Below are 24,379 nucleotides of genomic sequence, written 5' to 3' on the forward strand. Positions count from 1 at the left end.
TGCCTCGTTCAGTGCGCGGCGGCCGCGTTCGCCTGGGCGAACGGGGCGGGAGCGGAAGTGGTATCGGGCTGGTAGCCACCGCCCAGGGCCTGGACCAGTTGCACCGAGAGATCGATGCGCTGGGCGTCGAGGCTGGCCAGCTGGCGCTCTGCGAGAAGCAGCTGCTGCTGCACGCTGAGGGCGTCCAGGTAGTTGCCGACGCCTTCGCCGTAGCGGCGCATGGCCAGGTTGAAGTTGGATTTGGCGATGTCGCGGGCTTCGCGCTGGTCGTCGATCTGCTGCTCCAGCGAGCGCAGCTTGCCGAGGTCGTCGGTGACTTCGCCGAGGGCGTTGACCAGGGTCTTGTTGTACTGGGCGACGGCCAGGTCGTAGTCGGCGTCCTTCCCGGCCAGGTTGGCGCGCAGGCGGCCACCGTCGAAGATCGGCAGGGAGATCGCCGGGGCGATCTGGAAGAACCGGCTCGGCGCTTTCAGCACGTCGCTGGTGTGCAGAGCGGCCAGGCCGACCATCGCACCCAGGTTCACGTTGGGATAGAACTCGGTCTTCGCCGAGTCGATGCTTTTCGAGGCGGCTTCGACCCGCCAGCGTGCGGCGACGATGTCCGGGCGACGACCCAGAAGCTCGACCGGCAGGTTCGATGGCAGGCTAAGCGCACCGGGCTTGAGCACCTGCGGGCGCTGCAGGTCCTGGCCACGGTCAGGGCCTTGGCCGAGCAGGACGGCGAGGGCGAGGCGGTCGCTGGCGATCTCCTGTTCCGCGGCGGCCAGCTGCTGCTTGGCGCTGGCAACCTGGGACTGCGTCTGTTGCAGCTGGACCTTGCTGTCCAGGCCTGCGTCCATGCGCTTCTGGCTGAGTTGGAAGAGGTGCTGCGAGCGGTCCAGTTCGTCTTTGGCCAGGTCGCGGGCGACGAAGGCGTGGGCCAGGTCGCTGTAGGCGCGGGCGACATTGGCGGAGAGCGTGATCGAGGCGGCCTGGCGGTCGACTTCGGCGGCGTTGGCCTGGCCGAGGGCGGCCTCCCAGGCGTCGCGCTGGCCGCCCCAGAGATCGAGGTCGTAGCTGAAGCTGAGCGACAGGTATTTCACCGCCGAGTAGCGACCGCCCATGGGCGCAGGAATCACGCTTTCCGGTGCGCGGATGCCGGCGTAGCTGGCGGTGCCTTTCACGCTGGGCATGCGCGCGGCGTCCTGCGCTTGCGCGGCGGCAATGGCCTGGCGGGCACGGGCACTGGCGATATCCAGGTCGGGCGTACCGCGCAGAGCCTCGCCGATCAGGCTGTCCAGCTGCGGGTCGCCCAGGCTGGTCCACCAGTGTTCGCTGGGCCAGGCCGCGGGGGACAGCGGAGTGCCATCGAGGCTGACGCCAGTCTTCAGGCTGGTGGGGGCGACGGCCTTGCCGCTGGTGTCCAGGCCCTTGTAGCTGACGCAGCCGGACAAGCCCAGCACGGCGGCGAGTACGGCGGCCGGCAGCAGGGCGATGCGGAGGTGGTTCATGTTCATTTCTCCTGCGCCGCGCAATGGGCCGCGGCGCCGTGGGCGCGCAGGATCTTGTCGAGCAGGCCGGTGAGGGTCTGCAGTTCATCGCGAGAGAGGCCGCCGACCAGCTCGTTCATGGCGGCGGCGGCGATGCTCGGGGCTTCGTCATTCACGGCCTGTCCGGCGGGGCTCAGGCTCAGGCGCACACTGCGGCGGTCGTTCTGGCAGGGCTCGCGGAGCAGCAGGTCCTTGCGCGCGAGGCGGTCGAGCATGCGGGTCATGGATCCGCTGTCGATGGACAGTTCGCGGCACAGCTCGGCCGGAGTGTTGGCTCGGTCATGGCCGATGAAGAACAACACCTTGAATTGCGCGGCGGTGATGTCCAGGTGTCCCAGATGCTTGTCCAGCAGGCGATCCTTGAGGATGGCGGTGGCACCCAGCAACTGGCCAATGGAGCCTTTGAATGGAAAATCCGCGACGTCGTAGTGATTCATGTCAAAACAGAAAGCTGCTTAGGCAGTGAAATGTTTCAAAATGATACTGCCTAGGCAGCAATTGACAAGATTCGATTGTCGCGATTGCGCAACAATCAGTTCGACGAAGCGTCATTGGGACGGGATTGGCAACAGAAATAGCTGATTTCCTACACCGCAGGCGGCCTTTATGCACAAGGAGGAGGGCTTTAGGGCACAAATTGCATATGAGATGTGAAAGCAATCACGAAGTCTCGTAACCGACTGTTTTTAATAGATTTAATTTGTTTGTACAGAAAATGACCAGATCGCAGCGAGGCGGTCTGGGCGGTAAGGAAGGGGAGGTTTTTCCAAGGTTACGAACAGAGTTATCCACAGGGTCTGTGGGTGAAGCTCTGGAACGCCCGTCTCAGATGCGCTCGGCCAGCAATAGCAGGTTGCGCGGGGACATCCGGGTGGCGCAGAAGGCGCCTAGGGTGGCGCGATAGCCCCGCTCCTGGAGGAATAAGGCCCGGTCGAGCACCAGCCACACCTCCATGGGGCGGCGGAACAGTCCGCGCACCAGTTCCAGGTTGCGAACCTGGGCCAGGCGTTGCCAGCCTTTGGCCTCCAGCTCCTGCCAGTTGGTGCCAGTGGGCAGGTCGAGTCCCCTGAGCGCGGCCAGGTCTCGGCAATAGTCGGCGAAGGGCTTGTCCAGCCAAGTTGGCGGCACGGAGGGAGTGGACAGGTAGTCATTGCTGCCGCGGACTTCCCGTTGCAGCAAATCGAAAGCCAGCCGCCGCGCCATCGAGCCGTCGCGCTGGCGGCGTACGCGGGCGCCGGCGGTGACGGTTTCCGCGAGCGGCAGGCGCAGGTCGTCCCGCGAGAGTTGCAGGGTGGAGCTTTGCGCGGCGTGCGAGAGCGGTTCGTAATGCTCGCTGTCGATACGGTTATAGCAGCAGGGCGCCACGGCGAGCTGGCGGCAGGCTTGGGCGCTGGCAAGTTGCAGCAGGCGTACGTGCAGGTTGCCGCAGGCGTGCAGGGCGACGGCAGTGTGCTCGGCCTGCAGGTGCTCGCGGACGTCCGGTGCGAGTACGTCCTGCTGGTGATGCCGGGCGTGAAGCTGAAGCCGGTCGCTCAGGCGCTGACCGTCTTCCACCAGGGCAGGGTCGTATTCCAGGCTCAGCAGCGGTTTTCCGTTGCGTGCCAGTAGACGCCCCAGATGGCCTTTGCCGGCGCACCAGTCGAGCCATTGCTGCGGTGTTTCGGCGAAATCCAGGCGGCTGGCGAAGGCTTCGATCTGTTGCCACTTGCGGCCGGGAACGTCGACGGTCAGCTGGTTCGGCAACTTGCCCAGCGGCGTGGCCGGGAGTTCGCCGACGACGGACAGCTGCGCGGCGGTAGCGGCCAATGCAGGGAAGGGGGCGGGAGCGTCGAGCTGCTCGGGCGAGTTGTGCACCGATTCGGCGTCATCGAGGCTGCGACTACGCAGCCAGGCGGCCAGTTCGGGATGGTCGTGCTCCCAGGGCAGTTCCAGCACCGTAAAAGGTTTCGGCCGCCACAGCACCTGATGGTCCAGCAGGAAGCGATCCAGTGCCTGGAAGCGCTGGAGCAGGTCGGAGCCGGTGAGGGGAGTATCGTTCAGGAGCACGGTGCGAAGCGGGGGCAAACCACGGGGCGCGCATTATAGCGACCCCGTGGGCGAACGGTGCGCCGGTCAGCGGCCCTGCATGGAGTCCACCTTCAGCCAGTGTTCCAGCAGGCGGAAGATGCGCGTCAGCAGCAGCGTGATGACCAGGTAGAACAGGCCGGCGAGGCAGAAGAACAGCATGGCCTCGTAGGTGCGCGCGATGATGGTGCGGGTCATACCCATGATGTCGAACAGGGTCACGGTGTACACCACGGCGCTGGCCTTGAGCATGAGGATTACCTCGTTGCTGTAGGCCGGCATGGCGATGCGCGCGGCGCGCGGCAGGATGATATGGAACAGCGCCTGGCGACGGGACATGCCCAGCGCGCGAGCGGCTTCCACTTCACCCACCGGGATGGCGTGGATGGCACCGCGCAGGATCTCGGCGATGTAGGCCGCGGTGTGCAGCGTCATGGTCAGCAGGGCGCACCAGTACGGGTCGCGCAGGTATGGCCAGAGCGGCCCCTTGCGCACGCTCTCGAACTGGGCGAAGCCGTAGTAGACGATGAACAGCTGCAGCAGCAGTGGCGTGCCGCGGAAGAAGAAGATGTAGGTGTAGGGCACCGCGCGCACGTACCAGTGTCGCGAGGCGCGGGCGATGCCCAGCGGTACGGCCAGGCACAGGCCGGCGACCACGGCGATGGCCAGCAGCTCCAGCGTCAGGGTGGCGCCCTGGAACATCTTCGGCAGCCATTTGAGGATCAGCTCGAGATCGGTCATAGCTCGTTCCTCACGAAGCCACGGCCGGCGCGACGCTCGAGGAAGTGCAGGGCGGCCATGATGAAGACGGTCAGGCCCAGGTAGATGAAGGCCGCGGTCATGTAGAAGGTGAAGGGTTCCTTGGTCGCGTTGGAGGCGACCTGGGCCTTGCGCATGATCTCGTCGAGGGTGATCAGCGAGACCAGGGCGGTGTCCTTCAGAAGAATCAGATAGAGGTTGCCCAGGCCCGGCAGCGCCACGCGCCATACCTGCGGCAGCACGATGCGCCAGAAGATGCGCGGAGCCGAGAGGCCCAGCGCCTGGCCGGCTTCGCGGTGGCCTTTGGGAATCGCCAGCAGCGCGCCGCGGAAGACTTCGGTGGCGTAGGCGCCGAAGCACAGTCCCAGCGCGCAGGTACCTGCGGCGAATGGGGAGAGCGCGAATTCAGGGTGGCCGAAGAGGTCACCGATGGTGTTCAGGCCGGCCACGGTGCCGAAATAGATCATCAGTACCCAGAGCGTCTCGGGTACGCCGCGCACTACGGTGGTGTAGAAGCCGCCGAGCATGCGCAGGAAAGTGTTCTTCGAGGTCTTGGCGATGGCGCCGAGCAGGCCGAGGACCAGTCCCACGCAGACTGCGGCGAGCGAAAGCTTGAGCGTCATCCAGGTGCCGGCGATCAACTGATCGCCAAAGCCGTGCAGGTCGAAAATCATGGGGAGTCACGCCTGAAGGCGCGCGCCGCCCGGCGAGGGGCGGCGCGGCACATGCATCAGTAGATGCTGAAGGGGAAGTACTTGTCGTTGATCTTCTTATAGGTACCGTCGTCGACGATTTCCTTCAGAGCGGCATTCAGCTTGTCACGCAGCGGGTCGCCCTTGCGCACGGCGATGCCGATCTTGTCGTTGTCGAACACCGGTTCGCCCTTGAACTCGAAGTCCTTGCCGGCATCGCTCTTGAGCCAGTCGTACTGCACGAACTTGTCGGCCAGCACGCCGTCGAGGCGGCCCGAGGACAGGTCGAGGTAGGCGTTTTCCTGGGTGTCGTACAGCTTGATGGTGACGGTGTCAGCCATGTTGTCTTCAAGCCAGGTGCCGGCGATGGTCGCGCGCTGCGCACCGATCACCTTGCCCTTGAGGTAGCTCTTGTCGGTCTTGAAGTCGGTCGACTTCGGCGCCACGAACTGCAGCTTGTTGGTGTAGTAGGCGTTGGTGAAATCAACGGCCTGCTTGCGCTCGTCGGTGATCGACATGGAAGCGACGATGAAGTCGAACTTCTTGGCGTTCAGCGCCGGGATGATGCCGTCCCAGTCGGAGGTGACGACGTCGCATTCGGTCTTCATCTTGGCGCACAGCGCCTTGCCGATCTCGATGTCGAAACCGACGACCTGGCCGCTGGCGTCGATGCCGTTGAAGGGCGGGTAGGCGCCTTCGGTACCGATGCGCAGTTTATCAGCGGCGATGGCCTGGCTCCCCAGTGCGAAGGTGGCCGCGATAGCCAGAACGATCTTCTTATAGTTGTTCATGCAGTGATGCTCCGTTAGCGGTGGCTGGACATGAATTGTTTACAGCGTGCCGATTGCGGGTTGTCAAATACCTGCTGCGGCGGTCCCTGTTCTTCTACCAGGCCTTGGTGGAGGAACACCACCTCGCTGGAAACCTGGCGGGCAAAGTTCATTTCATGGGTCACCAGCAGCATGGTACGACCCTCATCGGCGAGCGCGCGGATAACATTAAGCACTTCCTGGACCATTTCCGGGTCCAGTGCCGAAGTCGGCTCGTCGAATAGGATGACCTTGGGCTGCATCGCCAGGGTGCGAGCGATGGCGGCGCGTTGTTGCTGGCCACCGGAAAGCTGCGCGGGGAAGCTGTGGCGCTTGTCGGAGATGCCGACCTTGGCCAGCAGGGCCTCGGCAATCTCGGTGGCTTCGGCGCGGGTCTTGCCCAGAACACGGCGCGGCGCCTCGATGATGTTGTCGAGGATGCTCATGTGCGGCCAGAGGTTGAAGTTCTGGAAGACGAAGCCCAGCTCGCTGCGCAGACGGTTGATCTGCTTGTTGTCCGAGGCGACCAGTGAGCCGTCCTTGGTCTTCTTCAGCTTGAGTTCTTCACCGGCGACCAGGATCTGGCCCTGGTGCGGGTTCTCCAGCAGGTTGATGCAGCGCAGGAACGTGGATTTACCGGAACCGGAGGAGCCGAGAATGGAAATCACATCGCCGTCGCGGGCGGTCAGGGAAATGCCTTTGAGCACTTCCAGGTCACCGTAACGCTTGTGCAGGTTACGGATTTCCAGTGCGGGTATGGCCGTGGCCATAGGGGGCTCCTCTATTGTTATTCGGACGCTTTGCAGCAGGTCACTGCAGAATCGGGGCCATCCTGGCGAGGGGCAACCTAACACGCACTCTGGAGTGCGCCAAGCGCCCATCTGCCGCGGTCGTCGGCTGTAGTGGCAAGTTGTCGCATTGCCGCTCGGCGTTGTCGCCTGGGCTGAACTAGCTGCGCCGGACGAGGGCGTCGGCCGATCGCGCGGGGGCGGGATAGTGCCAGTTTAGACCGGCCGGTAAAAGTCCGGCGGCCCTGGGGCCGCCGGTGGGGTTACTGCATCATATGCCGTAGTTGCGGGTTGGGATCTTCCAGCGCTTCGGCGGGCGTGATGTCGTCCTGGGATTCCGGCGGCTGGCTGGCCATGAGGTTTGGGTGGCCGGACAGGCGCGGAATCGTCAGCGGCCGATTGGCGTCGGCCAGGCCGGTACCGCCGCCTTCAGTAGCGTTGATCGTCGATTTGCGCGGCTGGGTCAGCACGTGGAAATCGGTGATTTCGATGACGCCTTTGCCTTCGGCGAGCAAGTGGAAGGAGAACGCCTTGCGCGCTTCCTCGTTGTCGAAGCCGAAGGTCACTTCCAGCGGCTGGTTGCGTTTGACCAACGGGAAGTCCGGCATCTCGATAGGTACCGGTTTTTCGAAGGAGCGCGTCTTGAGCGTCACTTTCGCCCCATTGGCGTCCATCTGGATCGCGCGGATCTTCAGGCGCACCGTGGTGTGGGTGTTGGCCGGGAACTCCAGGTACTGCGCGCCGATCAGGTTGTCGGTGTATTCGTTGTCGATCTGCGGCTTCAGGCGAATTCGCTCCTTGGTCGCGAACTGGTATTCGCGGGCCGACTGCGCCTTGGTCACCGACTGGTCGAGAATGTCCGCGCGGGCGGTCATCAGGCGGGCATCGCGACCGCTGAAGCGCCCGACGAACTTGGCGCTGTCGGCGATGAAGCCGTCACTCTGGTAGCGCCGGCAGACCTGCTGGAAGTCGCACTCGGTGAAGTTGCCCTTGCCGTCGTGATACCGCTGCATGCCGTTGGTGAAGGACACCATCTCGCGGCCGCTGGTGTATTCGCGGAACAGCGAGCGGCCGGCGATATCCTGCGGCGCCTTGATGGCGAAGTAGTCGAGCACTGAAGATTCCAGGTCGACGTGGCCGTAGACGCCGGCCTTCACCGGCGGCAGCGCGGCCTGTTCCGGTGCAAGGATCAGGTTCAGGCCCCAGGCCGAGGCAAGGCGCACGTTGTCGATGCCGTGGGATTCGTCGGAGGTGACGATGACCAGGGTGTCCTTGAGCACGCCTTTCTCTTCCAGTCCCTTGAGGAACGCATCGACGGCGTCGTCCAGGTAGGCGACCGCTGCCTGGCGCGGCGTCGGATACTTGGCCAGGTATTCCGGCGTGGCCGAATAGGGCTGGTGGGTGCCGACGGTGAGCAGGGTGAGCATCCACGGCTGTTTCTTCTGGCGCAATTGGCCGACGTAGTCCAGCGCTCCTTCGAAGAAGGCCTTGTCGTCCATGCCCCAGGCGAATTCCAGGTAGGGCTTCTTCTTGAACCAGTCACGGCCCAGGGTCTTGTCGAAGCCCATGGCCGGCATGACCTTGTCCTTGGCCATGAAGCGCAGCCCGGCGCCCTGCAGGAAATGGGTGCTGAAGCCAGCCTGGTGCATCTGTGCCGGCAGGCATTCGGCGGCGCGGGTCGGGTTGCCCAGCAGTTCGACGCCCTTGGGTGTGCCGTTGTCCAGCTTGCTGTAGTCCCCGCAGAGCATGGCGTAGAGGCCGCGGATGGTCTGGTGGCTGTGCACCACGTAGTCCGGGGTGGTCATGGCGCGCTCGGCCCAGGTGCTCAGGCGCGGCATCATCGATTCTTCGTAGCTGCTGCTCAGGGCGGCACGGTTGGTGGCGACATAGGCGCCGGGGATTCCTTCCATGGCGATGATCAGCACGTTCTTCGCCTGGCCGCGGCCTGCGAGCAGCGAGGTGCCGCTCAGGTCGTGCTGGGTCAGGCCGGTGACATCCGGGCGCACTTCCGGCTGGTCGCGGTCGCGCCAGTCCTGGTAGGCCATCTCGCCGCTGGTGACGGCGCGGGAGACCAGTTGGTGCGGCAGGTTGAACTGCTTCCACATCTCTGCATCGCTGGGCTGGAAGTACTGAACGCCAGCGTGAGCGGCCAGCAGCACGGCCGGTACGGCATAGACGTAACGCGGCAGCGGCTTTTCGCGGCGGCGCCAGAGCAGCGCACAGAGCAGGATGCCGGCGCCGATCAGGATGGCCAGGTGCAGATGGTTGAGGCCGCCGCCTTCGGTGGAGTTGGCGACGAAGGTCGGGTCGGCGAGGAAGTGCAGGTCTTCCGGCGCGGGCATGCGACCCACGGCGCTGACCAGTTCGGCAGTACCGATCACTGACAGCGCCCAGACCAGCATGACCGGAATGGCGATGAACAGGCGTCGGTTGTGCAGTGCGACGACCAGCAGGGTGCCGAGTGCCAGGTCCGACAGGTAGCCCAACGGTGAGCCCCAGCCAAGACTGTAGCGGCCGATCAGCGGCACCAGCAGGAAGAGGGCAGACAGGGAAACCAGGTTGCCCCGGGAATTCCACCAGCTTATGAGTTTGCGCACAGTGACTCCGCTACGAAACATCGAATCCCGGAGGGTATCCCACTGAAGTGTGGAAATCGTCCGGATGGTCATGATTCTGAAAGATCGGTGTGCTATGTGCCAGTAGACACTGAAGTCAGGCAAACATTCGATACGAATCGTCGGAGCGTGCGGGGGCAGGGGAGTGACTTGTGCGGAGCGGAATGAAAAAGCCCCTGAAATCTCGCGATTTCAGGGGCTTTTCGGAAGGCTTGGTGCCCAGGGACGGAATCGAACCGCCGACACGGGGATTTTCAATCCCCTGCTCTACCAACTGAGCTACCTGGGCAACGTGGCGCGCATTAAAAGGGTTTTCGGAAGGGGTGTCAAGCGTGCCGCGAAAAAATTTTTCAAATAATACCGAAGCTTACGCGCTGGGCGGGACGTAGCCCTCGGCCTGCGCGTATTCCTCGCCAGACAGGAACTTGTCCATCTCGGCAGTGAGGAACTTGCGATCCTCGGCATTCATCATGTTCAGGCGACGCTCGTTGATCAGCATGGTCTGGTGCTTCTGCCATTCGTCCCAGGCTTTCTTCGAGACGTGCTCGTAGATGTCCTGGCCCTTGGCTCCGGGATAGGGCGCGCGATCGAGGCCGGGCAGCTCTTCTTTGTATTTGCGGCACATCACCAGTCGGGTCATGACATTTCTCCTGCGTTCAACACGTCGGCGGCTCGTTTGAGCAGCTTCTTCACCGGGGCGGCAAGGCCGAGCCGCGGCGGGGTGGCGAGGTTATACCAGAGCCAGTCGGCCTCGGCCACGGCGGGGGCTGCGTCCTCGACGCGCACCAGCCAGGGCTCGATGGCCAGCTGGAAGTGGCTGAAGGTATGGGTCAGGCCAGGCAGCTCGCGGCGCTCGCCCAGGCGCAGGGCGTGGCGCTTGGCCAGTGGGTCGAGGGCGGCCAGGTCGTCGAGTTCGGGGAAGCTCCACAGCCCGCCCCAGAGGCCGGTCGATGGGCGCCGATAGAGCAGGATGTCGCCCTTGCGGTTGGCCAGGATCGGCATCAGCGTGCGTTTCTGCGGCAGCGCCTTGCGCGGCTTGGACACCGGGAAGTCGGTCTCGCGGCCGAGGAAGTGCGCGCGGCATCCCTCGCGCAGCGGGCAGAGCAGGCAGCTCGGTTTGCTGCGGGTGCAGAGGGTGGCGCCCAGGTCCATCATCGCCTGGGTGTAGTGGTTGACCCGCTTCTGGGGTGTGAAGCGCTCGGCGGCGTCCCACAGCTGCCTGGCTACCTTCGGCTCGCCCGGGTAGCCGTCGCAGGCGAGATAGCGCGCCAGGACACGCTTGACGTTGCCGTCGAGGATCGGCGCGCGCAGGCCCATGGAAATACTGGCGATGGCACCGGCGGTGGAGCGGCCGATGCCGGGCAGCTCGGCGAGCCGCTCGACGTCGCGGGGGAATTCCCCTCCATGCTGCTCCATCACCGTCTTGGCGGTCTTGTGCAAGTTGCGGGCGCGTGTGTAGTAGCCCAGTCCCGTCCACAGATGCAGCACCTCGTCTTCCGGCGCGTTGGCCAGGTCCGCCACCGTCGGCAGAGCCGTCATGAAGCGGTCGTAGTAGCCCATCACGGTGCTGACCTGGGTCTGCTGCAGCATGATTTCCGAGACCCACACCCGGTAGGGCGTGATGTTCTGCTGCCAGGGCAGGTCATGGCGGCCGTGCGTGTCGAACCAGTCGAGCACGGCCTGATTGAAGCGTTGCGGTGTCACTTCTTGAACAGCCCTTTGAGTGCGTCTTTGAGTTCGGGACTGACCTTGTCGCCGAGCTTCTCTTCAATTTTCTGGTTCAGCCGGTCCCCGGCCAACCGTGCAGCGATCTTGCCGATGCCGTCCTTGTCCAGGCGGCAGGCCTTGGCGCCCAGTTCCAGCGGGCCGCGGCAGCGCAGCGGCCATTCGATGCCGACATAGCGCTTGTTCACTTCGCAGGCGGGGTCGGGCATGTCGCTCTTATCGCCTTCGATGGTGACGCCGACGCGGTAGTCCATGCCCAGCACGCGCAGGTCGAGGTCGCCGTCGGCCTTGACGGTCAGACCGGGGATGCTGGCCTTGAGGTCGGGGTTGCTGGCCACGCCATTCCTGAACACCAGGTTGCCCTGCAGCTCGCGGAAGGGCGTGTCCTTGCCGCCATGCTCGCCAGTCAGCGACTTGCGGTTGAGCGTGGCGATGCCCTGGCACAGCTGCTGTTCGAGGTTGGCGTTGAGCAGCACGCCCTGGGTCAGGACGAAGTGCGCGGTACCGTTGAGGTTGTCGATCCAGGCCTTTTGACTGTTGCCCTGGGTGGTGATGTCGGCGTCCAGGTCCAGCAGGCCCTTCACCGGCGGCTTCTGGCCCTGGGATTCGAGCAGGCGCTCAACCGGGACGTCGGCGATGTGTTTCTTCGCCTTCAGGGTCGGGACGTCTTGTCGCACGTCGAGGGTGGCGGTGGCGTTGAACTTGCCGTCGTAGAGCTCGCCGCGCAGGTCGTCGAGGTTGAGCAGGCCGCCCTGGCCGCGCAGCTTGAGCACGGCGTTGTCGATGGGCAACTTGTCCAGGGTCAGTTGGCCGAGGTTCAGGCCTGCGTCCAGGTCCAGCGTGCGCAGGCGGAAGATGGGCAACAGCGGTGCGTCGCTCCAGGCCTGCTGGGTCGGCTGGCTGGGCAGCGGGGTATCGCCCTTGATGGCGCTCTGCGCGGTAGCGTCGACTTCGGCCTTGCGCGCGCTGTTGGTGGCGTCCTGGGCTTTCTTGACCTTGGCCGGCAGGTAGCGGTCGAGGTTCAGCTTGTCGCCGGACAGTTGGGCGCGGATCGCCTGCTTGCCGAAGTCGGCGATGCCGAGGTTCCCGCTGAAGGCGCTGTCGTCCAGCTTCAGCTTGATGTCATTCAGGGCCAGACTGTTGCGGGTGCCGCTGACGCGGGTGGCCAGTTCCAGCTTGGTCAGAGTGGTGGCGTCGGCCATTTCCGGCAGGGTCTGGCCGGCGCCTTCGAGGAATTCGCGCAGGTTGAACGGTGCCAGCGACAGGCCGCCGTCGAACTTGGGCTCTTTATCCAGTTCGCGGGCCTTCAGTTCGCCCAGGGCGCGCAACTGGTTGATGGTGACCTTCAGGCCATTCCATTCGGCGACCTGGGCTGCCTGGTCGAGTACCAGCTGGCCCTGGGCACTGTAGTTGGCAGTCTTGCCCTGGAAGGGATCGCCGGAAACTTCGCCGGACAGCTTGGCGTCTTCGAGTTGGTAGCGCTTGAGCGCGCGGTCGAAGCGCAGGTTGCCGGTCAGCTCGGTGCGCGCGCGGATCACCGGCTGGTTGGTGCCCAGGTAGGCGCTGAGCTTCACCGGGATGTTACTGCCCTCGCGAATCGCGCCGGTGGTCAGCTCGATGCCTTCGACGCTGTAGTTCTTGCCGCTCTGGGCGTCGGCGTAATCGATGCGGGCGTTCTTCACGCTCAGGCTGTCGATATCCAGCTTCATCGCCTGGTGGGTTTGCTGCGCGTCCGCCTTGACCTGCTCGTTCGGCGCCGGGGCTGGTTGTGTGGCTGGCGTGCCATTGGCCGGCGGCAGGGGCTTGCCGATGCTTTCCCAGTTGCCGATGCCGTTCTTATCCCTGTCCAGGGTGAGGGTCAGGCCTTCGGCACGGATATCGCTCATCTGCACTTCCTTGCGCAGCAGCGGCAGTACCCGTACGGACATGGCCAGCAGTTGCGCATCGGCGAACGGTTTGTCCGGCGTCTGCAGGCTCGCCACGCTGGTGTCATGCAGCTCCAGGCCCAGCCAGGGGAACAGGCTCCAGCCAATGTCGCCCTTGAGGTTCAGTTCGAGGTTGGCCTTGTCCCGCGCGAGCTGGCGGATCTCGTCCTTGTAGTCGTTCGGGTCGAAGAAATGGGTCAGCACGAAGCCGGCGGCGACGATGAGCAGCAGCAGGACCAGGGCAACGATGCCGATGATTTTGCCGAACGCTTTCATGTACGGGTCCTTGTTCAGGCAGCGGGTGGAGTAGCGGGAAAGTATACCAATGACGCAGCGGCGCCCCAGCCCGGAAAGGTGGGATCAGCTATTGCGGGGTTTGAACGGGGACTTGCCGCGCGGTTCCCCGGCAAGCTCAGTAGCGCCAGACGCGCTGCAGAATGGCGTCGATGGCGGCACGGGCCTGTGGGCTGTTCTTCCAGCAACTGCTGCCGGTCAGCGTGGCGCCGTGCTGGAGGATTTCCTCGGCGGAGGCTTCGCGCAGTCGGGCGAAACTGTCCAGGCCCATCTGCTCCAAGCGCTGCAGCACGGTGGGACCGACACCTTTCAGGGCCAGCAGGGCGTCGCGCTCGGGGGAATCGAAAGACATAGCACGTCTCCTTGTGCACTTGGGGTTCAGGCGGGCTCCAGCGTCAGGCCCAGGTGCTCGGCGAAGCGTGCGGCTTCGGGCTGGTCTAGCGGAGCGCTCAGGCGCAGCGCGGCCCCCTGCAGGACGGACAGACGCTGCGTTTCTTCCAGCAGTCGCCGGGCGACGCCACGGTTGCGGGTGACCTGGCGCACGCAAAGGCGGGAAAGCCGCCAGATGTCGCCATCGCGCTCGATCCACGCGGCGCCCAGCAGGCGGTCGTTGAAGCGGCCGGTGAGCAGCCGGCCCTCGGCAAGCCCGCGGGTGACCAGTGCATCGGCATCGGCGAAGGGCGCCAGCAGCCATTGTGGCGCGTCGGCGTAGATCTTCAGCAGGTCCTGGCGGTCCTGGTCGCTGGGCTGGGTCAGGTGCTGGACGACGACGGGCATGGGCAATCCTCGGAAGGCGAGCCGCGCAGTGTAGGACTATCGGCCAGCGCCGACCACCGCCCATAGCCGCGCAGCGCCCGGCGCGCCTATAATGCCGCCCCTTCTTATAATTACGTGCAGTGTTAGCTGTGGAGCTGGTGATGGCCGAACGCAAGGCATCCGTCGCGCGCGACACCCTGGAAACCCAGATCAAGGTTTCCATCGACCTGGATGGAACGGGCAAGGCCCGCTTCGATACCGGGGTTCCCTTCCTCGAGCACATGATGGACCAGATCGCCCGCCACGGCCTGATCGACCTGGACATCGAGTGCAAGGGCGACCTGCATATCGACGACCACCATACCGTCGAAGACATCGGCATCACCCTCGGCCAGGCTTTTGCCAAGGCTATCGGCGACAAGAAAGGCATCCGCCGCTACGGTCATGCCTACGTGCCGCTGGACGAGGCGCTGTCGCGCGTGGTCATCGACTTCTCCGGCCGCCCCGGCCTGCAGATGCACGTGCCGTTCACCCGCGCCAGCGTCGGTGGCTTCGATGTCGACCTGTTCATGGAGTTCTTCCAGGGCTTCGTCAACCACGCCAACGTCACCCTGCACATCGACAACCTGCGTGGGCACAACACCCACCACCAGATCGAGACGGTGTTCAAGGCCTTCGGCCGCGCGCTGCGCATGGCCATCGAGCTGGACGAACGCATGGCCGGCCAGATGCCGTCCACCAAAGGGTGCCTGTAATGCAGACCGTAGCCGTCATCGACTACGGCATGGGCAATTTGCACTCGGTGGCCAAGGCGCTTGAGCGCGTGGGCGCCGGTCGCGTGTTGGTGACCAGCGACGCCAACGTGATCCGCGAGGCGGACCGCGTGGTGTTCCCCGGCGTCGGCGCGATCCGTGACTGCATGGCCGAGATCAAGCGCCTGGGCTTCGACAGCCTGGTGCGCGAAGTCAGCCAGGACCGCCCGTTCCTCGGCATCTGCGTCGGTATGCAGGCGCTGCTGGAGCACAGCGAGGAGAACGACGGTGTCGACTGCATCGGCCTGTTCCCCGGCCAGGTACGCTTCTTCGGCAAGGACCTGCATGAGGACGGCGAGCACCTGAAGGTGCCGCACATGGGCTGGAACGAAGTCGCGCAGAACGTGGACCACCCGCTTTGGCACGACATCCCGGACCGCGCGCGCTTCTACTTCGTGCACAGCTACTACATCCAGGCCGGTAACCCGCGCCAGGTGGTCGGTCGCGGCCATTACGGCGTCGACTTCGCCGCCGCGCTGGCCGATGGCTCGCGCTTCGCCGTGCAGTTCCACCCGGAGAAGAGCCATACCCATGGCCTGCAGCTGCTGCAGAACTTCGCCGCCTGGGACGGGCGCTGGTAAGCCATGGCCCGCCAGAAGGACAAGCCGGCGATCCTCGAACTCGACGGCGCCCAGCGCCAGAGCGCGGCGCGGGCGATCCAGCGTTTCCTCGAAGATCGCTTCGAGCTGGATGTCGGTTCCTTCGAGGCCGAAGAGGCGCTGGATTTCTTCCTGCGCGAATTCGGCCCGCTGTTCTACAACAAGGCGATCTTCGACGTGCAATCTCACCTGAAAGACCGGTTCGAGAGCATCGAAAGCGACTTGTGGGCGCTCGAGAAGAGCTGACCCGACCCCATTCATCTTTGGATTCGAGCAGGTTCAACCCATGCTGATCATCCCCGCAATCGATCTGAAAGACGGCGCCTGCGTGCGCCTGCGCCAGGGCCTGATGGAAGACGCCACGGTCTTCTCCGACGACCCGGTGTCCATGGCCGCCAAGTGGGTGGAGGGCGGCTGCCGCCGTCTGCACCTGGTGGACCTGAACGGCGCTTTCGAAGGCAAGCCGGTCAACGGTGAAGTGGTTACCGCCATCGCCAAGCGCTACCCGAGCCTGCCGATCCAGATCGGCGGTGGCATCCGCTCGCTGGAAACCATCGAGCACTATGTCCGCGCTGGCGTCAGCTACGTGATCATCGGCACCAAGGCGGTCAAGCAGCCGGAATTCGTCGCCGAAGCCTGCAAGGCATTCCCGGGTAAGGTCATTGTCGGCCTGGACGCCAAAGACGGCTTCGTCGCCACCGATGGCTGGGCGGAAGTGAGCTCGGTGCAGGTCATCGACCTGGCCAAGCGCTTCGAGGCCGATGGCGTCTCGGCGATCGTCTACACCGACATCGCGAAGGACGGCATGATGCAGGGCTGCAACGTCGAAGCCACCGCTGCCCTGGCCAACGCCACGCGCATCCCGGTGATCGCTTCGGGCGGTATCCACAACCTGGGTGATATCCAGAAGCTGCTGGATGCCCGCACCCCGGGCATCGTCGGCGCCATCACCGGCCGCGCGATCTACGAAGGCACCCTGGACGTCGCCGAGGCCCAGGCACTGTGCGACGCCTTCAAGGGCTGAGCTGAACCACGGGAATCCTGACATGGCACTGGCTAAACGCATCATTCCCTGCCTCGACGTGGACAACGGCCGCGTGGTGAAGGGCGTCAAATTCGAGAACATCCGCGACGCCGGTGACCCGGTGGAGATCGCCCGTCGCTACGACGAGCAGGGCGCGGACGAGATTACCTTCCTCGACATCACCGCCAGCGTCGATGGCCGCGACACCACCCTGCATACCGTCGAGCGTATGGCCAGCCAAGTGTTCATCCCGCTGACCGTGGGGGGCGGCGTCAGGACGGTGCAGGACATCCGCAACCTGCTCAACGCCGGTGCGGACAAGGTCTCGATCAACACCGCCGCGGTGTTTACCCCGGAGTTCGTCGGCGAAGCCGCCGCGCGCTTCGGCTCGCAGTGCATCGTGGTCGCCATCGACGCCAAGAAAGTGTCCGGCCCCGGCGAAACCCCGCGCTGGGAGATATTCACCCACGGCGGCCGCAAGCCCACCGGGCTGGACGCGGTCGAGTGGGCGAAGAAGATGGAAGGCCTGGGCGCCGGTGAAATCCTGCTGACCAGCATGGACCAGGACGGCGTGAAGAGCGGCTACGACCTGGGCGTGACCCGCGCCATCAGCGAGGCCGTGGGCGTGCCGGTGATCGCCTCCGGCGGCGTCGGCAACCTGGAGCACCTGGCCGCCGGCATCATCGAGGGCAAGGCCGACGCGGTGCTCGCGGCGAGCATCTTCCACTTCGGCGAGTACAGCGTGCCGGAGGCCAAGGCCTACCTGGCCAGCCGCGGCATCGTCGTGCGCTGATTCCTTTCGGGCCGGGGTTCTCCCGGCCCGATGGCTCTCTCCTGGGCCGTCCTTCCCCTGAGTCCGCTGGCCGCACCCCCTTCCTGCGCACGAAGCTTGCTAGCTGAAGCCTTCGGTCAAGGAACTGGCGTGCCCGAGTCAAGGTGCTGGCGTTCTTGATCCAAGGTACTGGCGTTCTTAACCCAATGTACTGGCGTACCTATGCCCCATCGCCATATTCATAGGGTTTATTGACGTCAATTCTCCGAGTAAGCTCTGCGCCTTCTCAGAAATGTCATACGCAGGAAATATCTCGATGCTGAAGCGCATTCTGCTCGCATGGCTAGGCTGCGGCCTGCTTCTGGCCAGTGCGGCAAGGGCTGAAACGGATTCTTCGGACTACAGCGTGGTGCTGCTCACCGAGAACTTCCCTCCCTACAACATGGCCATCAACGGCAAGAACTTCGCCCAGGAAGACAGCATCGACGGCATCGCCGTGGATATCGTCAAAGAGATGTTCAAGCGTGCCGGCGTGCAGTACAGCCTGACCCTGCGCTTCCCCTGGGACCGCATCTACAAGCTGGCGCTGGAGAAGCCCGGCTATGGCGTGTTCGTCACCGCGCGCCTGCCCGAGCGTGAGAGCCAGTTCAAGTGGGTCGGCCCGATCGGTCCGGACGACTGGGTCCTGCTGGCCAAGGCCGACAGCCCCATCGCCCTCAATAACCTGGATGAAGCGAAGAAGTACCGCGTCGGCGCCTACAAGGGTGATGCCATGGCCCAGTACCTGGGCGAGCACGGCTTCGAGCCGGTGCTGGCGCTGCGTGACCAGGAGAATGCCGCCAAGCTGCGCGATGGTCAGATCGACCTGTGGGCCAGTGGCGACCCGGCGGGCCGCTACCTGGCCAAGCAGGTCGGCGTTACCGGCCTGAAGACCGTGCTGCGTTTCAACAGCGACCAGTTGTTCCTCGCGCTGAACCGCGAGACGCCGGATGCCGTGGTGCAGAAGCTGCAAGGGGCGCTGGACAAGATGCGCGCCGAAGGCTTCGTCGACGACGTACTCAACAGTTACCTGTAACACCCGAAGGCCGGCCACTCGCCGGCCTTCGTGTTTGGCGCCGACATCCCTCGGCGCCGGTTTTGCCACGGAAGGCAGACGAGCGAAGTATTCCGTCCCCCCTGCAGGGATGCCGCAAGCCCAATAACGATAACCAAGCGAGCGGTATGACCATGCTGAAAGTCCTGATCAAGACCCTTACCCTGGGTCTGTTAGTGGGGGCCGCCACGGCCCGTGCCGAGTTGCCCGCCGATTACAAGATGGTGCTGCTCACCGAGAACTTCCCGCCGTTCAACATGGCGGTGGATGACAAGAACTTCGCCCGCGATGACGGCATCGACGGCATAAGCGCCGATATTGTCCGCGAGATGTTCAGGCGCGCCGGCATCCAGTACAGCCTGAGCCTGCGCTTCCCCTGGGATCGGTTGTACAAGCTGGCGCTGGACAAGCCCGACTATGGATTGTTCTCCACCACCTACACACCTGAGCGCGTGCCGCTGTTCAAGTGGGTCGGTCCGATCGCCAAGACCCACTGGGTGCTGCTCGCACCGCCAGGCAGCTCGATCAAGGTGAAGGACCTCAAGGACGCCGCCAAGTACAAGCTCGGCGCCTACAAGAACGACGCCGTCAGCCAGAACCTGGAAAGCCAGGGTATCCCGGTGGTGAACGCGCTGCGCGACCAGGAAAACGTGAAGAAACTGACCACCGGCGAGATCGACCTGTGGGCCACCACCGATCCGGTGGGTCGCTATCTGGCCAAGCAGGAAGGGGTGTCAGGCCTGCAGACCGTGTTGCGCTTCAACGAGGCCCAGCTGTACCTGGCGATCAACAAGGACACCCCGGACGAGGTGGTGGCGAAGCTGCAGAAGGCGCTGGATGAAATGCGCGCCGATGGCTTCATCGAGCAGGCGACCAATAACTATCTGTAAGGCCGGCCGGAATTTGTAGGAGCGAGCTTGCTCGCGAACCGCTCTCGGAAACTCCGGTGCCGGGGCTGTTCGCGAGCAAGAACTAGGCATCCCCCTCGCTCCTACGAAAAGCCCGCGTCTAGCGGTAGATCCCGTCCCGCCCATGCCCCGCCATGGCGCGGTTGCCGCGCTCGGCGATCATCAGCGACGGCTGCACCAGCTCGAATCCCTGGGCCTTCAGGGTCGGCAGCACGCGCTTGAGCACCGCCAGGGTCGCCGGCTTCGGGTGGCCGATCATCACCACCGTACCCTGCTTGCGCGCCAGTTTCAGGCCGCGCTGCATCTGCTCCATCACCGCCGCCTCGCTCGGATCGTCATCAAGGAAAACGTCCCGCGACAGGCTGGCGAGGCCGATCTTCTGCGCCTCGGCGGCGGCCACGGTGGCGGCGCTGGTGCGGCTGTCGAGGAGGAACAGGTGGCGACGCTGCAGCTCCGCGGCGAGCCAGGCCATGGCCGGGCGGTCGGCGGTCATGCGGCTGCCTTCATGGTTGTTCACACCCTGCACGTAGGGCACCTTCGCTAGCGCGGCATCGAGGCGGCGGGCGCGTTCCTCCTGGGTCAGTTCCGGGCGCCAGGCGTAGTCGCCGCCGGCCGGGTCCATCGGCATGTGCAGCATCACGGTGCGCCCGCGATGGTGCGCCTCGCGGGCGAATTCGGCGGCGTGGGGCGTGTCGGGGATGATCGCCAGGGCAATGGCGGGGGAGATGTCGAGCACCTGGCGGTCGCGCGCCAGGTTCTGCCCGAGGTCGTCGATGACGATGCTGACCAGCGGCTTGCTGCCGTCCGGCCGGGGCGCGGCGGCCACCGGCAGGCACAACAGCGCACCCAGGCACAGGCTCAGTAGCAGCCGGGCCGGGCGCATCGGTCAGTTGTTGCCGCGGCTGACGCTGAGTCCTTTCAGCAGGCTGAGGGCTTGGCTGAGCTGGTAGTCGCCATCCTGCGGGCGATCCACCGGCGGTTTGCCGGAAGTGGTCGGACGATCCTGGCCGCCGTTGCCGTTGGCCAGATGGCCTTGCAGGTCGGCTTCCTTGAAGCCGTCGAACTCGCTCTTCTCGCGGGTCACCTTGGCGCGTTCCACCTCGATGTCCGGGGTGATGCCCTGGGCCTGGATGGAGCGGCCGTTGGGGGTGTAGTACAGCGCGGTGGTGAGCTTCAGGGCGCGGTCGTTGTTCAGCGGCAGAACGGTCTGCACCGAGCCTTTGCCGAAACTGTCGGTACCCATGAGGATCGCGCGCTTCTGGTCCTGCAGGGCGCCGGCGACGATCTCCGCTGCCGAGGCGCTGCCGCCGTTGATCAACACCACCAGCGGGACGCCATCGCTCGGGTCGGCCGGGTCGGCGGAGAAGCGCAGCTCGGAGTTCGGGATGCGGCCCTTGGTGTAGACGATCAGCCCCTTGGTCAGGAAGGCATCGGCCACCTCCACCGCGGACTGCAGCACGCCGCCGGGGTTGTTGCGCAGGTCCAGCACAATGCCCTTGAGCTTGCCCTTGTTGTCATTGCGCAGCTTGGAGAGCGCCTTGACGGTCTCTTCACCGGTGTTCACCTGGAACTGGGTGATGCGCAGGTAGCCGTAGCCCGGTTCGAGCAGTTGGCTCTTCACGCTCTTGACCTTGATGACGGCGCGCTTGAGGGTGACATCGAACGGTTTGCCGCCGCCGCGCACAATGGTCAGGGTGATGGGCGAGCCGGCCTTGCCGCGCATGCTGTCCACCGCCTCGTTCATCGACTGGCCCTTGGTCGGTTTGCCGTCGATCTTGACGATCAGGTCGCCCGGCTGGATGCCGGCATTGGCCGCCGGGGTGTCGTCGATCGGCGAGATCACCTTGACGAAGCCATCCTCGCTGCCGACCTCGATGCCCAGACCGCCGAATTCACCGCTGGTGCTTTCCTGCAGCTCGGCGAACTCTTCCGGGCCGAGGTAGGCCGAATGCGGGTCGAGGTTGCTGAGCATGCCCTTGATGGCATTTTCCAGCAGCGTCTTGTCATCCACCGGTTCGACGTAAGCCGCCTTCACCCGGTCCAGGACCTCGGCAAAGGTGCGCAGCTCGTCGAGCGGCAGCGGAGCCTCCTTGCCGTTGGCCGCGGGGGATGCGGCCGGCGCGTCGGCGGCCTGGACCGCGCCGACGCCGAGCAGCAAGGCCAGGGCCAGGGCCAGGGTAGTGAGACGGAAAGCTTGCGACATGTTTGGCTCCTAATGCGTGATCGCCGCTTATCCCTGCGTGCGACACCAGGTCGAAGGGTCCGCCGGGCGGCCCTGATGGCGAATGGCAAAATACACCGCCGGGGTACTCTGACCCCCGCTGGCTCCCACGGTTGCAATGGGATCGCCCGCTTTGACGGTATCGCCGGCGTCCTTCAGAAGACTTTGATTATGCCCATAAAGGCTGAGGTAGCCACCACCGTGGTCGAGAATGACCAGCAGGCCTGAGCCGCGCAGCCAGTCGGCGAACACCACGCGGCCGCCATGCACGGCGCGCACGGTACTGCCGGCGGAGGCGCCGATCAGCACGCCATCCCAGGTGGCGCGGGGGTCGTCGCCGCGCGGGCTGCCGTAGCGCGCCAGCACGCGGCCATCCACGGGCCAGGGCAGCTTGCCCTTGGTGGCTGCGAACGCGCCGCCGAAGCCTGCGCCGCTGGAAACCAGCGGGCCGCTGTAGTCGGGGCGCTTGGAGGGCGTTGCGGGCTTCTCGCCGCGCGCGGCCAATTCCTGCTCGCGCTTGAGCCGCTCGCGCTCTGCGGCCAGTGCGCGCTGACGCGCTTCCTCGGCTTCGCGAGCCTGGCGGGCGAGGGTTTCCTCAATGGTCTTGAGGACTTTATTCAGGTCTTCCTGGCTCTGCTCGCGGTCCTTGAGCTTGCTGCTGCCGTCCTTCAGGTCGCTGTTGAGCTTGGCCAGGGTCTCCTGGCGCGCCTTGCGAGCGTCGGCCAGTTCCTGGCGGCGGGCTTCCAGGGCGGCCTGCTGGGCGACCTGCTCGTCTTTCTGCGAGGTGATTTCCTGTTCGACGTTGCTCAGCTGGCGCAGGGTCTCGTTGAAGGCCGAGAGCTGCTCAAGGCGCGCCTTGTTGATGTAGTCGTAGTAGGTGAGGGTGCGGCTGAACTTCTCGGGGTGTTCCTGGTTCAGCAGCAGCTTGAGGTATTCCTGGCGGCCGCTCTGGTAGGCGGCGCGGGCCTGGATGGCGATCAGGCGCTGCTGCTCAAGGCGTGCGCCCTGGAGTTTTTTTTTCTCCGAATCGAGGCGCTGCAGCTCTTCCTCGTTCTTCTTCATCTCGTCCTGGATCTGCCTGATCTGCTTTTCCAGGTCGCCCATCTGGGTTTCGGTAGATTTGAGCTGCTTCTGCACCCCGGACTTCTCGTCCTGGATGTTCTTCAGGTTCTTCTTCAGCTCATTGATGTCTTTCTGCGTCTGCTCCAGCTGACGTTGGGCGTCGGCACGTTCGTCGGCAACGACCGCGAGCGGGCTCAGGAGGCAGATCAGCAGCAGCGGGAGGAGGGCGCGGGGCATTGGGCGGCGGGCACCTGGATTCTGGACCGGGCTAGTATGCCCGTGGCGGACGCTAAAAAGAACGCCCCAGGCCGCATGGCGTGGGGCGTTTGCTCTGACCGGCGGGAGATAGCTCACGTTCCCGCGCGATTGTGACCCTTAAAGGAGGGTGACGATCGATTTGCCGGTCATCTCTTTCGGCTGTTCCAGACCCATCAGATTCAGCAGGGTCGGGGCCACGTCGGCGAGCACGCCGCCCTCGCGGATGCTGACCTTGCGCTTGCCGACATAGACGAACGGCACCGGCTCGCAGGTGTGCGCGGTGTGCGCCTGGCCGGTCATGGCGTCTTCCATCTGCTCAACGTTGCCGTGGTCGGCGGTGATCAGGGCTTCGCCGCCGACCTTGTCCAGTGCCTCGACGATCCGACCGACGCAGGTATCCAGGCACTCGACGGCTTTCACCGCGGCGTCGAACACGCCGGTGTGGCCGACCATGTCGCCGTTGGCGTAGTTGACGATGATCACGTCGAAACGCTGGTTCTCGATGGCGTCGACGATCTTGTCGGTGACTTCCGGCGCGCTCATTTCCGGCTGCAGGTCATAGGTGGCGACCTTGGGTGAGGGGATGAGGATGCGTTCTTCGCCTTCGAATGGCTCTTCGCGGCCGCCGGAGAAGAAGAAAGTCACGTGGGCGTACTTCTCGGTCTCGGCGATGCGCAGCTGGGTCTTGCCATTCTTGGCCAGGTACTCGCCCAGGACGTTATCCAGAGACTCGGGCTTGAACGCGCTGGGCGCCGGGATGCTTGCCGCGTACTGGGTGAGCATCACGTACTCGGCCAGGTGCAGTTCGCGCTGGCGCGGGAACTCCTTGAAACCCGGCTCGACGAAGGCACGCGACAGTTCGCGGGCGCGGTCGGCGCGGAAGTTCATGAAGATCACGGCGTCGCCGTCTTCCACGCGCACTTGTTCTCCGATGCGGGTGGCCTTGACGAACTCGTCGCTCTCGCCGCGCTCGTAGGCGGCGTTCAGCGCGCCCACGGCGGTGTCGGCAGTGAATTCGGCGGTACCCTCGGTGATCAGGTTGTAGGCGGCTTCGACGCGGTCCCAGCGGTTGTCGCGGTCCATGGCGAAGTAGCGGCCGATGATGCTCGCGGTGCGGCCCTTGCCGATGCGGGCGAAGGCGTCGTCGAGCAGCTTCAGCGACGGCTCGGCGCTCTTGGGCGGGGTGTCGCGGCCGTCGAGGAAGGCGTGCAGGTAGATCTTCTGCGCGCCGCGCTGGGCGGCCAGTTCGGCCATGGCGATCAGGTGGTCCTGGTGGCTGTGCACGCCGCCATCGGAGAGCAGGCCGAGGATGTGCACGGCCTTGCCGGCGCCCGCAGCCTTGTCGACGGCGCCGGTCAGCACCGGGTTCTGGAAGAACTCGCCGTCGCGGATGGCCTTGGTGACGCGGGTGAAGTCCTGGTAGACGACACGGCCTGCGCCCAGGTTCATGTGGCCGACCTCGGAGTTGCCCATCTGGCCGTCGGGCAGGCCGACGTCCATGCCGGAGCCTGAGATCAGGCCGTTGGGCTGGCTGGCCAGCAGGCGGTCCCAGTTGGGCTTCTTCGCGGCATAGATGGCGTTGTATTCGGGGCTCTCGCTATGGCCGAAGCCGTCCAGAATGATCAGGACCAGCGGTTTGGGCGTTGCAGTCATAGTTACGGCTCTTTCCGAGAA

General features: G+C 64.8%; 24 protein-coding genes and 1 tRNA gene. 7 read left to right on the plus strand and 18 right to left on the minus strand.

Going from position 1 to position 24,379, the window contains the following annotated elements:
- Positions 1–8 precede the first annotated feature (8 nt).
- The 14 genes from ACIPK7_RS21145 to ACIPK7_RS21210 all read right to left on the minus strand — a co-directional run bounded on the left by ACIPK7_RS21145 (position 9) and on the right by ACIPK7_RS21210 (position 13,977).
- On the minus strand, positions 9–1,496 hold the full coding sequence (locus ACIPK7_RS21145) for an efflux transporter outer membrane subunit (protein WP_401089972.1): 1,488 nt from the start codon (positions 1,494–1,496) through the stop codon (positions 9–11).
- Positions 1,493–1,966, minus strand: a complete 474-nt coding sequence (locus ACIPK7_RS21150) for a MarR family winged helix-turn-helix transcriptional regulator (protein ID WP_192433095.1) — start codon at positions 1,964–1,966, stop codon at positions 1,493–1,495. The genes ACIPK7_RS21145 and ACIPK7_RS21150 overlap by 4 nt, the downstream gene beginning before the upstream one ends.
- Positions 1,967–2,354: 388 nt before the next feature.
- The gene (locus ACIPK7_RS21155) at positions 2,355–3,575 is read right to left on the minus strand and encodes a methyltransferase (protein WP_192433094.1); all 1,221 of its coding nucleotides are present in this window, start codon (positions 3,573–3,575) and stop codon (positions 2,355–2,357) included.
- Positions 3,576–3,641: 66 nt separating this feature from the next.
- Positions 3,642–4,334 carry an ABC transporter permease gene (locus ACIPK7_RS21160; RefSeq protein WP_192433093.1) on the minus strand — a complete coding sequence of 231 codons (693 nt, stop codon included), beginning with the start codon at positions 4,332–4,334 and terminating at the stop codon, positions 3,642–3,644.
- Positions 4,331–5,026 carry an ABC transporter permease gene (locus ACIPK7_RS21165; protein ID WP_401089974.1) on the minus strand — a complete coding sequence of 232 codons (696 nt, stop codon included), beginning with the start codon at positions 5,024–5,026 and terminating at the stop codon, positions 4,331–4,333. Before ACIPK7_RS21165 ends, ACIPK7_RS21160 begins: the two co-directional genes overlap by 4 nt.
- Positions 5,027–5,082: 56 nt before the next feature.
- Positions 5,083–5,835, minus strand: coding sequence for an ABC transporter substrate-binding protein (locus tag ACIPK7_RS21170; RefSeq protein ID WP_401089976.1), 753 nt, complete (start codon positions 5,833–5,835; stop codon positions 5,083–5,085).
- A 14-nt stretch (positions 5,836–5,849) separates the two neighbouring features.
- The gene (locus ACIPK7_RS21175) at positions 5,850–6,623 is read right to left on the minus strand and encodes an ABC transporter ATP-binding protein (RefSeq protein ID WP_192433090.1); all 774 of its coding nucleotides are present in this window, start codon (positions 6,621–6,623) and stop codon (positions 5,850–5,852) included.
- A 281-nt stretch (positions 6,624–6,904) separates the two neighbouring features.
- On the minus strand, positions 6,905–9,238 hold the full coding sequence (locus ACIPK7_RS21180) for an LTA synthase family protein (RefSeq protein ID WP_401089978.1): 2,334 nt from the start codon (positions 9,236–9,238) through the stop codon (positions 6,905–6,907).
- Between the two features lie 231 nt (positions 9,239–9,469).
- Positions 9,470–9,545: transfer RNA gene (locus tag ACIPK7_RS21185), tRNA-Phe, on the minus strand.
- 78 nt (positions 9,546–9,623) lie between these two features.
- Complete coding sequence (locus ACIPK7_RS21190) at positions 9,624–9,896, minus strand: oxidative damage protection protein (protein ID WP_015479334.1); 273 nt, start codon at positions 9,894–9,896, stop codon at positions 9,624–9,626.
- Positions 9,893–10,960 carry an A/G-specific adenine glycosylase gene (mutY, locus tag ACIPK7_RS21195; protein WP_401089980.1) on the minus strand — a complete coding sequence of 356 codons (1,068 nt, stop codon included), beginning with the start codon at positions 10,958–10,960 and terminating at the stop codon, positions 9,893–9,895. The genes ACIPK7_RS21190 and mutY overlap by 4 nt, the downstream gene beginning before the upstream one ends.
- Positions 10,957–13,182 carry an AsmA family protein gene (locus tag ACIPK7_RS21200; protein WP_401089982.1) on the minus strand — a complete coding sequence of 742 codons (2,226 nt, stop codon included), beginning with the start codon at positions 13,180–13,182 and terminating at the stop codon, positions 10,957–10,959. Before ACIPK7_RS21200 ends, mutY begins: the two co-directional genes overlap by 4 nt.
- A 136-nt stretch (positions 13,183–13,318) precedes the next feature.
- Positions 13,319–13,552: a helix-hairpin-helix domain-containing protein gene (locus tag ACIPK7_RS21205; RefSeq protein WP_192433086.1), complete on the minus strand. Its 234-nt coding sequence runs from the start codon at positions 13,550–13,552 to the stop codon at positions 13,319–13,321.
- Between the two features lie 26 nt (positions 13,553–13,578).
- A complete protein-coding gene (locus tag ACIPK7_RS21210) occupies positions 13,579–13,977 on the minus strand; it encodes an acetyl-CoA sensor PanZ family protein (RefSeq protein WP_192433085.1) in 399 nt (132 codons plus the stop codon).
- A gap of 140 nt (positions 13,978–14,117) precedes the next feature.
- On the opposite strand from ACIPK7_RS21210, the gene hisB reads away from it, so the two are divergent.
- The 7 genes from hisB (at position 14,118) to ACIPK7_RS21245 (ending at position 19,146) form a co-directional block, all read left to right on the plus strand.
- Positions 14,118–14,711, plus strand: coding sequence for an imidazoleglycerol-phosphate dehydratase HisB (gene hisB / locus ACIPK7_RS21215; RefSeq protein ID WP_015479330.1), 594 nt, complete (start codon positions 14,118–14,120; stop codon positions 14,709–14,711).
- Positions 14,711–15,349, plus strand: a complete 639-nt coding sequence (gene hisH, locus ACIPK7_RS21220) for an imidazole glycerol phosphate synthase subunit HisH (RefSeq protein WP_192433084.1) — start codon at positions 14,711–14,713, stop codon at positions 15,347–15,349. The genes hisB and hisH overlap by 1 nt, the downstream gene beginning before the upstream one ends.
- Before the next feature lie 3 nt (positions 15,350–15,352).
- Positions 15,353–15,613 (plus strand): DUF2164 domain-containing protein, encoded by a 261-nt coding sequence (locus ACIPK7_RS21225; RefSeq protein WP_045215778.1) that lies wholly within the window; start codon positions 15,353–15,355, stop codon positions 15,611–15,613.
- A 40-nt stretch (positions 15,614–15,653) separates the two neighbouring features.
- Positions 15,654–16,391 (plus strand): 1-(5-phosphoribosyl)-5-[(5-phosphoribosylamino)methylideneamino]imidazole-4-carboxamide isomerase, encoded by a 738-nt coding sequence (gene hisA, locus ACIPK7_RS21230; protein ID WP_401089985.1) that lies wholly within the window; start codon positions 15,654–15,656, stop codon positions 16,389–16,391.
- 22 nt (positions 16,392–16,413) lie between these two features.
- Positions 16,414–17,184 (plus strand): imidazole glycerol phosphate synthase subunit HisF, encoded by a 771-nt coding sequence (gene hisF / locus ACIPK7_RS21235; RefSeq protein WP_138213856.1) that lies wholly within the window; start codon positions 16,414–16,416, stop codon positions 17,182–17,184.
- Positions 17,185–17,482: 298 nt separating this feature from the next.
- Positions 17,483–18,238: a substrate-binding periplasmic protein gene (locus ACIPK7_RS21240; RefSeq protein ID WP_401090030.1), complete on the plus strand. Its 756-nt coding sequence runs from the start codon at positions 17,483–17,485 to the stop codon at positions 18,236–18,238.
- Between the two features lie 152 nt (positions 18,239–18,390).
- Entirely contained in the window at positions 18,391–19,146 is a 756-nt protein-coding gene (locus ACIPK7_RS21245) for a substrate-binding periplasmic protein (RefSeq protein ID WP_401089987.1), read from the plus strand.
- Positions 19,147–19,264: 118 nt separating this feature from the next.
- Here the strand turns inward: ACIPK7_RS21245 and ACIPK7_RS21250 are convergent, their stop codons facing one another.
- The 4 genes from ACIPK7_RS21250 to gpmI all read right to left on the minus strand — a co-directional run bounded on the left by ACIPK7_RS21250 (position 19,265) and on the right by gpmI (position 24,358).
- On the minus strand, positions 19,265–20,047 hold the full coding sequence (locus tag ACIPK7_RS21250; RefSeq protein ID WP_401089989.1) for a divergent polysaccharide deacetylase family protein: 783 nt from the start codon (positions 20,045–20,047) through the stop codon (positions 19,265–19,267).
- A 3-nt stretch (positions 20,048–20,050) separates the two neighbouring features.
- The gene (locus ACIPK7_RS21255) at positions 20,051–21,367 is read right to left on the minus strand and encodes a S41 family peptidase (protein ID WP_401089991.1); all 1,317 of its coding nucleotides are present in this window, start codon (positions 21,365–21,367) and stop codon (positions 20,051–20,053) included.
- Positions 21,368–21,394: 27 nt separating this feature from the next.
- A complete protein-coding gene (locus tag ACIPK7_RS21260) occupies positions 21,395–22,684 on the minus strand; it encodes a murein hydrolase activator EnvC (protein WP_192433079.1) in 1,290 nt (429 codons plus the stop codon).
- Positions 22,685–22,822: 138 nt separating this feature from the next.
- Entirely contained in the window at positions 22,823–24,358 is a 1,536-nt protein-coding gene (gpmI, locus tag ACIPK7_RS21265) for a 2,3-bisphosphoglycerate-independent phosphoglycerate mutase (RefSeq protein WP_401089993.1), read from the minus strand.
- Positions 24,359–24,379: the final 21 nt, after the last annotated feature.

The sequence above is a fragment of the Pseudomonas sp. NPDC086581 genome (genome assembly GCF_044746165.1).
GTDB lineage: Bacteria > Pseudomonadota > Gammaproteobacteria > Pseudomonadales > Pseudomonadaceae > Pseudomonas.

Excerpts from the sequence above, each read along its gene's own strand:
- ACIPK7_RS21225 (WP_045215778.1), top strand. The coding sequence starts at position 15,353 with ATGGCCCGCCAGAAGGACAAGCCGGCGATCCTCGAACTCGACGGCGCC.
- hisH (WP_192433084.1), top strand. The coding sequence starts at position 14,711 with ATGCAGACCGTAGCCGTCATCGACTACGGCATGGGCAATTTGCACTCG.
- ACIPK7_RS21260 (WP_192433079.1), bottom strand. The coding sequence starts at position 22,684 with ATGCCCCGCGCCCTCCTCCCGCTGCTGCTGATCTGCCTCCTGAGCCCG.
- ACIPK7_RS21170 (WP_401089976.1), bottom strand. The coding sequence starts at position 5,835 with ATGAACAACTATAAGAAGATCGTTCTGGCTATCGCGGCCACCTTCGCA.
- ACIPK7_RS21255 (WP_401089991.1), bottom strand. The coding sequence starts at position 21,367 with ATGTCGCAAGCTTTCCGTCTCACTACCCTGGCCCTGGCCCTGGCCTTG.
- ACIPK7_RS21175 (WP_192433090.1), bottom strand. The coding sequence starts at position 6,623 with ATGGCCACGGCCATACCCGCACTGGAAATCCGTAACCTGCACAAGCGT.
- ACIPK7_RS21160 (WP_192433093.1), bottom strand. The coding sequence starts at position 4,334 with ATGACCGATCTCGAGCTGATCCTCAAATGGCTGCCGAAGATGTTCCAG.
- ACIPK7_RS21190 (WP_015479334.1), bottom strand. The coding sequence starts at position 9,896 with ATGACCCGACTGGTGATGTGCCGCAAATACAAAGAAGAGCTGCCCGGC.
- hisA (WP_401089985.1), top strand. The coding sequence starts at position 15,654 with ATGCTGATCATCCCCGCAATCGATCTGAAAGACGGCGCCTGCGTGCGC.
- ACIPK7_RS21210 (WP_192433085.1), bottom strand. The coding sequence starts at position 13,977 with ATGCCCGTCGTCGTCCAGCACCTGACCCAGCCCAGCGACCAGGACCGC.
- ACIPK7_RS21145 (WP_401089972.1), bottom strand. The coding sequence starts at position 1,496 with ATGAACATGAACCACCTCCGCATCGCCCTGCTGCCGGCCGCCGTACTC.
- ACIPK7_RS21165 (WP_401089974.1), bottom strand. The coding sequence starts at position 5,026 with ATGATTTTCGACCTGCACGGCTTTGGCGATCAGTTGATCGCCGGCACC.
- ACIPK7_RS21205 (WP_192433086.1), bottom strand. The coding sequence starts at position 13,552 with ATGTCTTTCGATTCCCCCGAGCGCGACGCCCTGCTGGCCCTGAAAGGT.
- ACIPK7_RS21245 (WP_401089987.1), top strand. The coding sequence starts at position 18,391 with ATGCTGAAAGTCCTGATCAAGACCCTTACCCTGGGTCTGTTAGTGGGG.
- hisB (WP_015479330.1), top strand. The coding sequence starts at position 14,118 with ATGGCCGAACGCAAGGCATCCGTCGCGCGCGACACCCTGGAAACCCAG.
- gpmI (WP_401089993.1), bottom strand. The coding sequence starts at position 24,358 with ATGACTGCAACGCCCAAACCGCTGGTCCTGATCATTCTGGACGGCTTC.
- hisF (WP_138213856.1), top strand. The coding sequence starts at position 16,414 with ATGGCACTGGCTAAACGCATCATTCCCTGCCTCGACGTGGACAACGGC.
- ACIPK7_RS21150 (WP_192433095.1), bottom strand. The coding sequence starts at position 1,966 with ATGAATCACTACGACGTCGCGGATTTTCCATTCAAAGGCTCCATTGGC.
- ACIPK7_RS21250 (WP_401089989.1), bottom strand. The coding sequence starts at position 20,047 with ATGCGCCCGGCCCGGCTGCTACTGAGCCTGTGCCTGGGTGCGCTGTTG.
- ACIPK7_RS21200 (WP_401089982.1), bottom strand. The coding sequence starts at position 13,182 with ATGAAAGCGTTCGGCAAAATCATCGGCATCGTTGCCCTGGTCCTGCTG.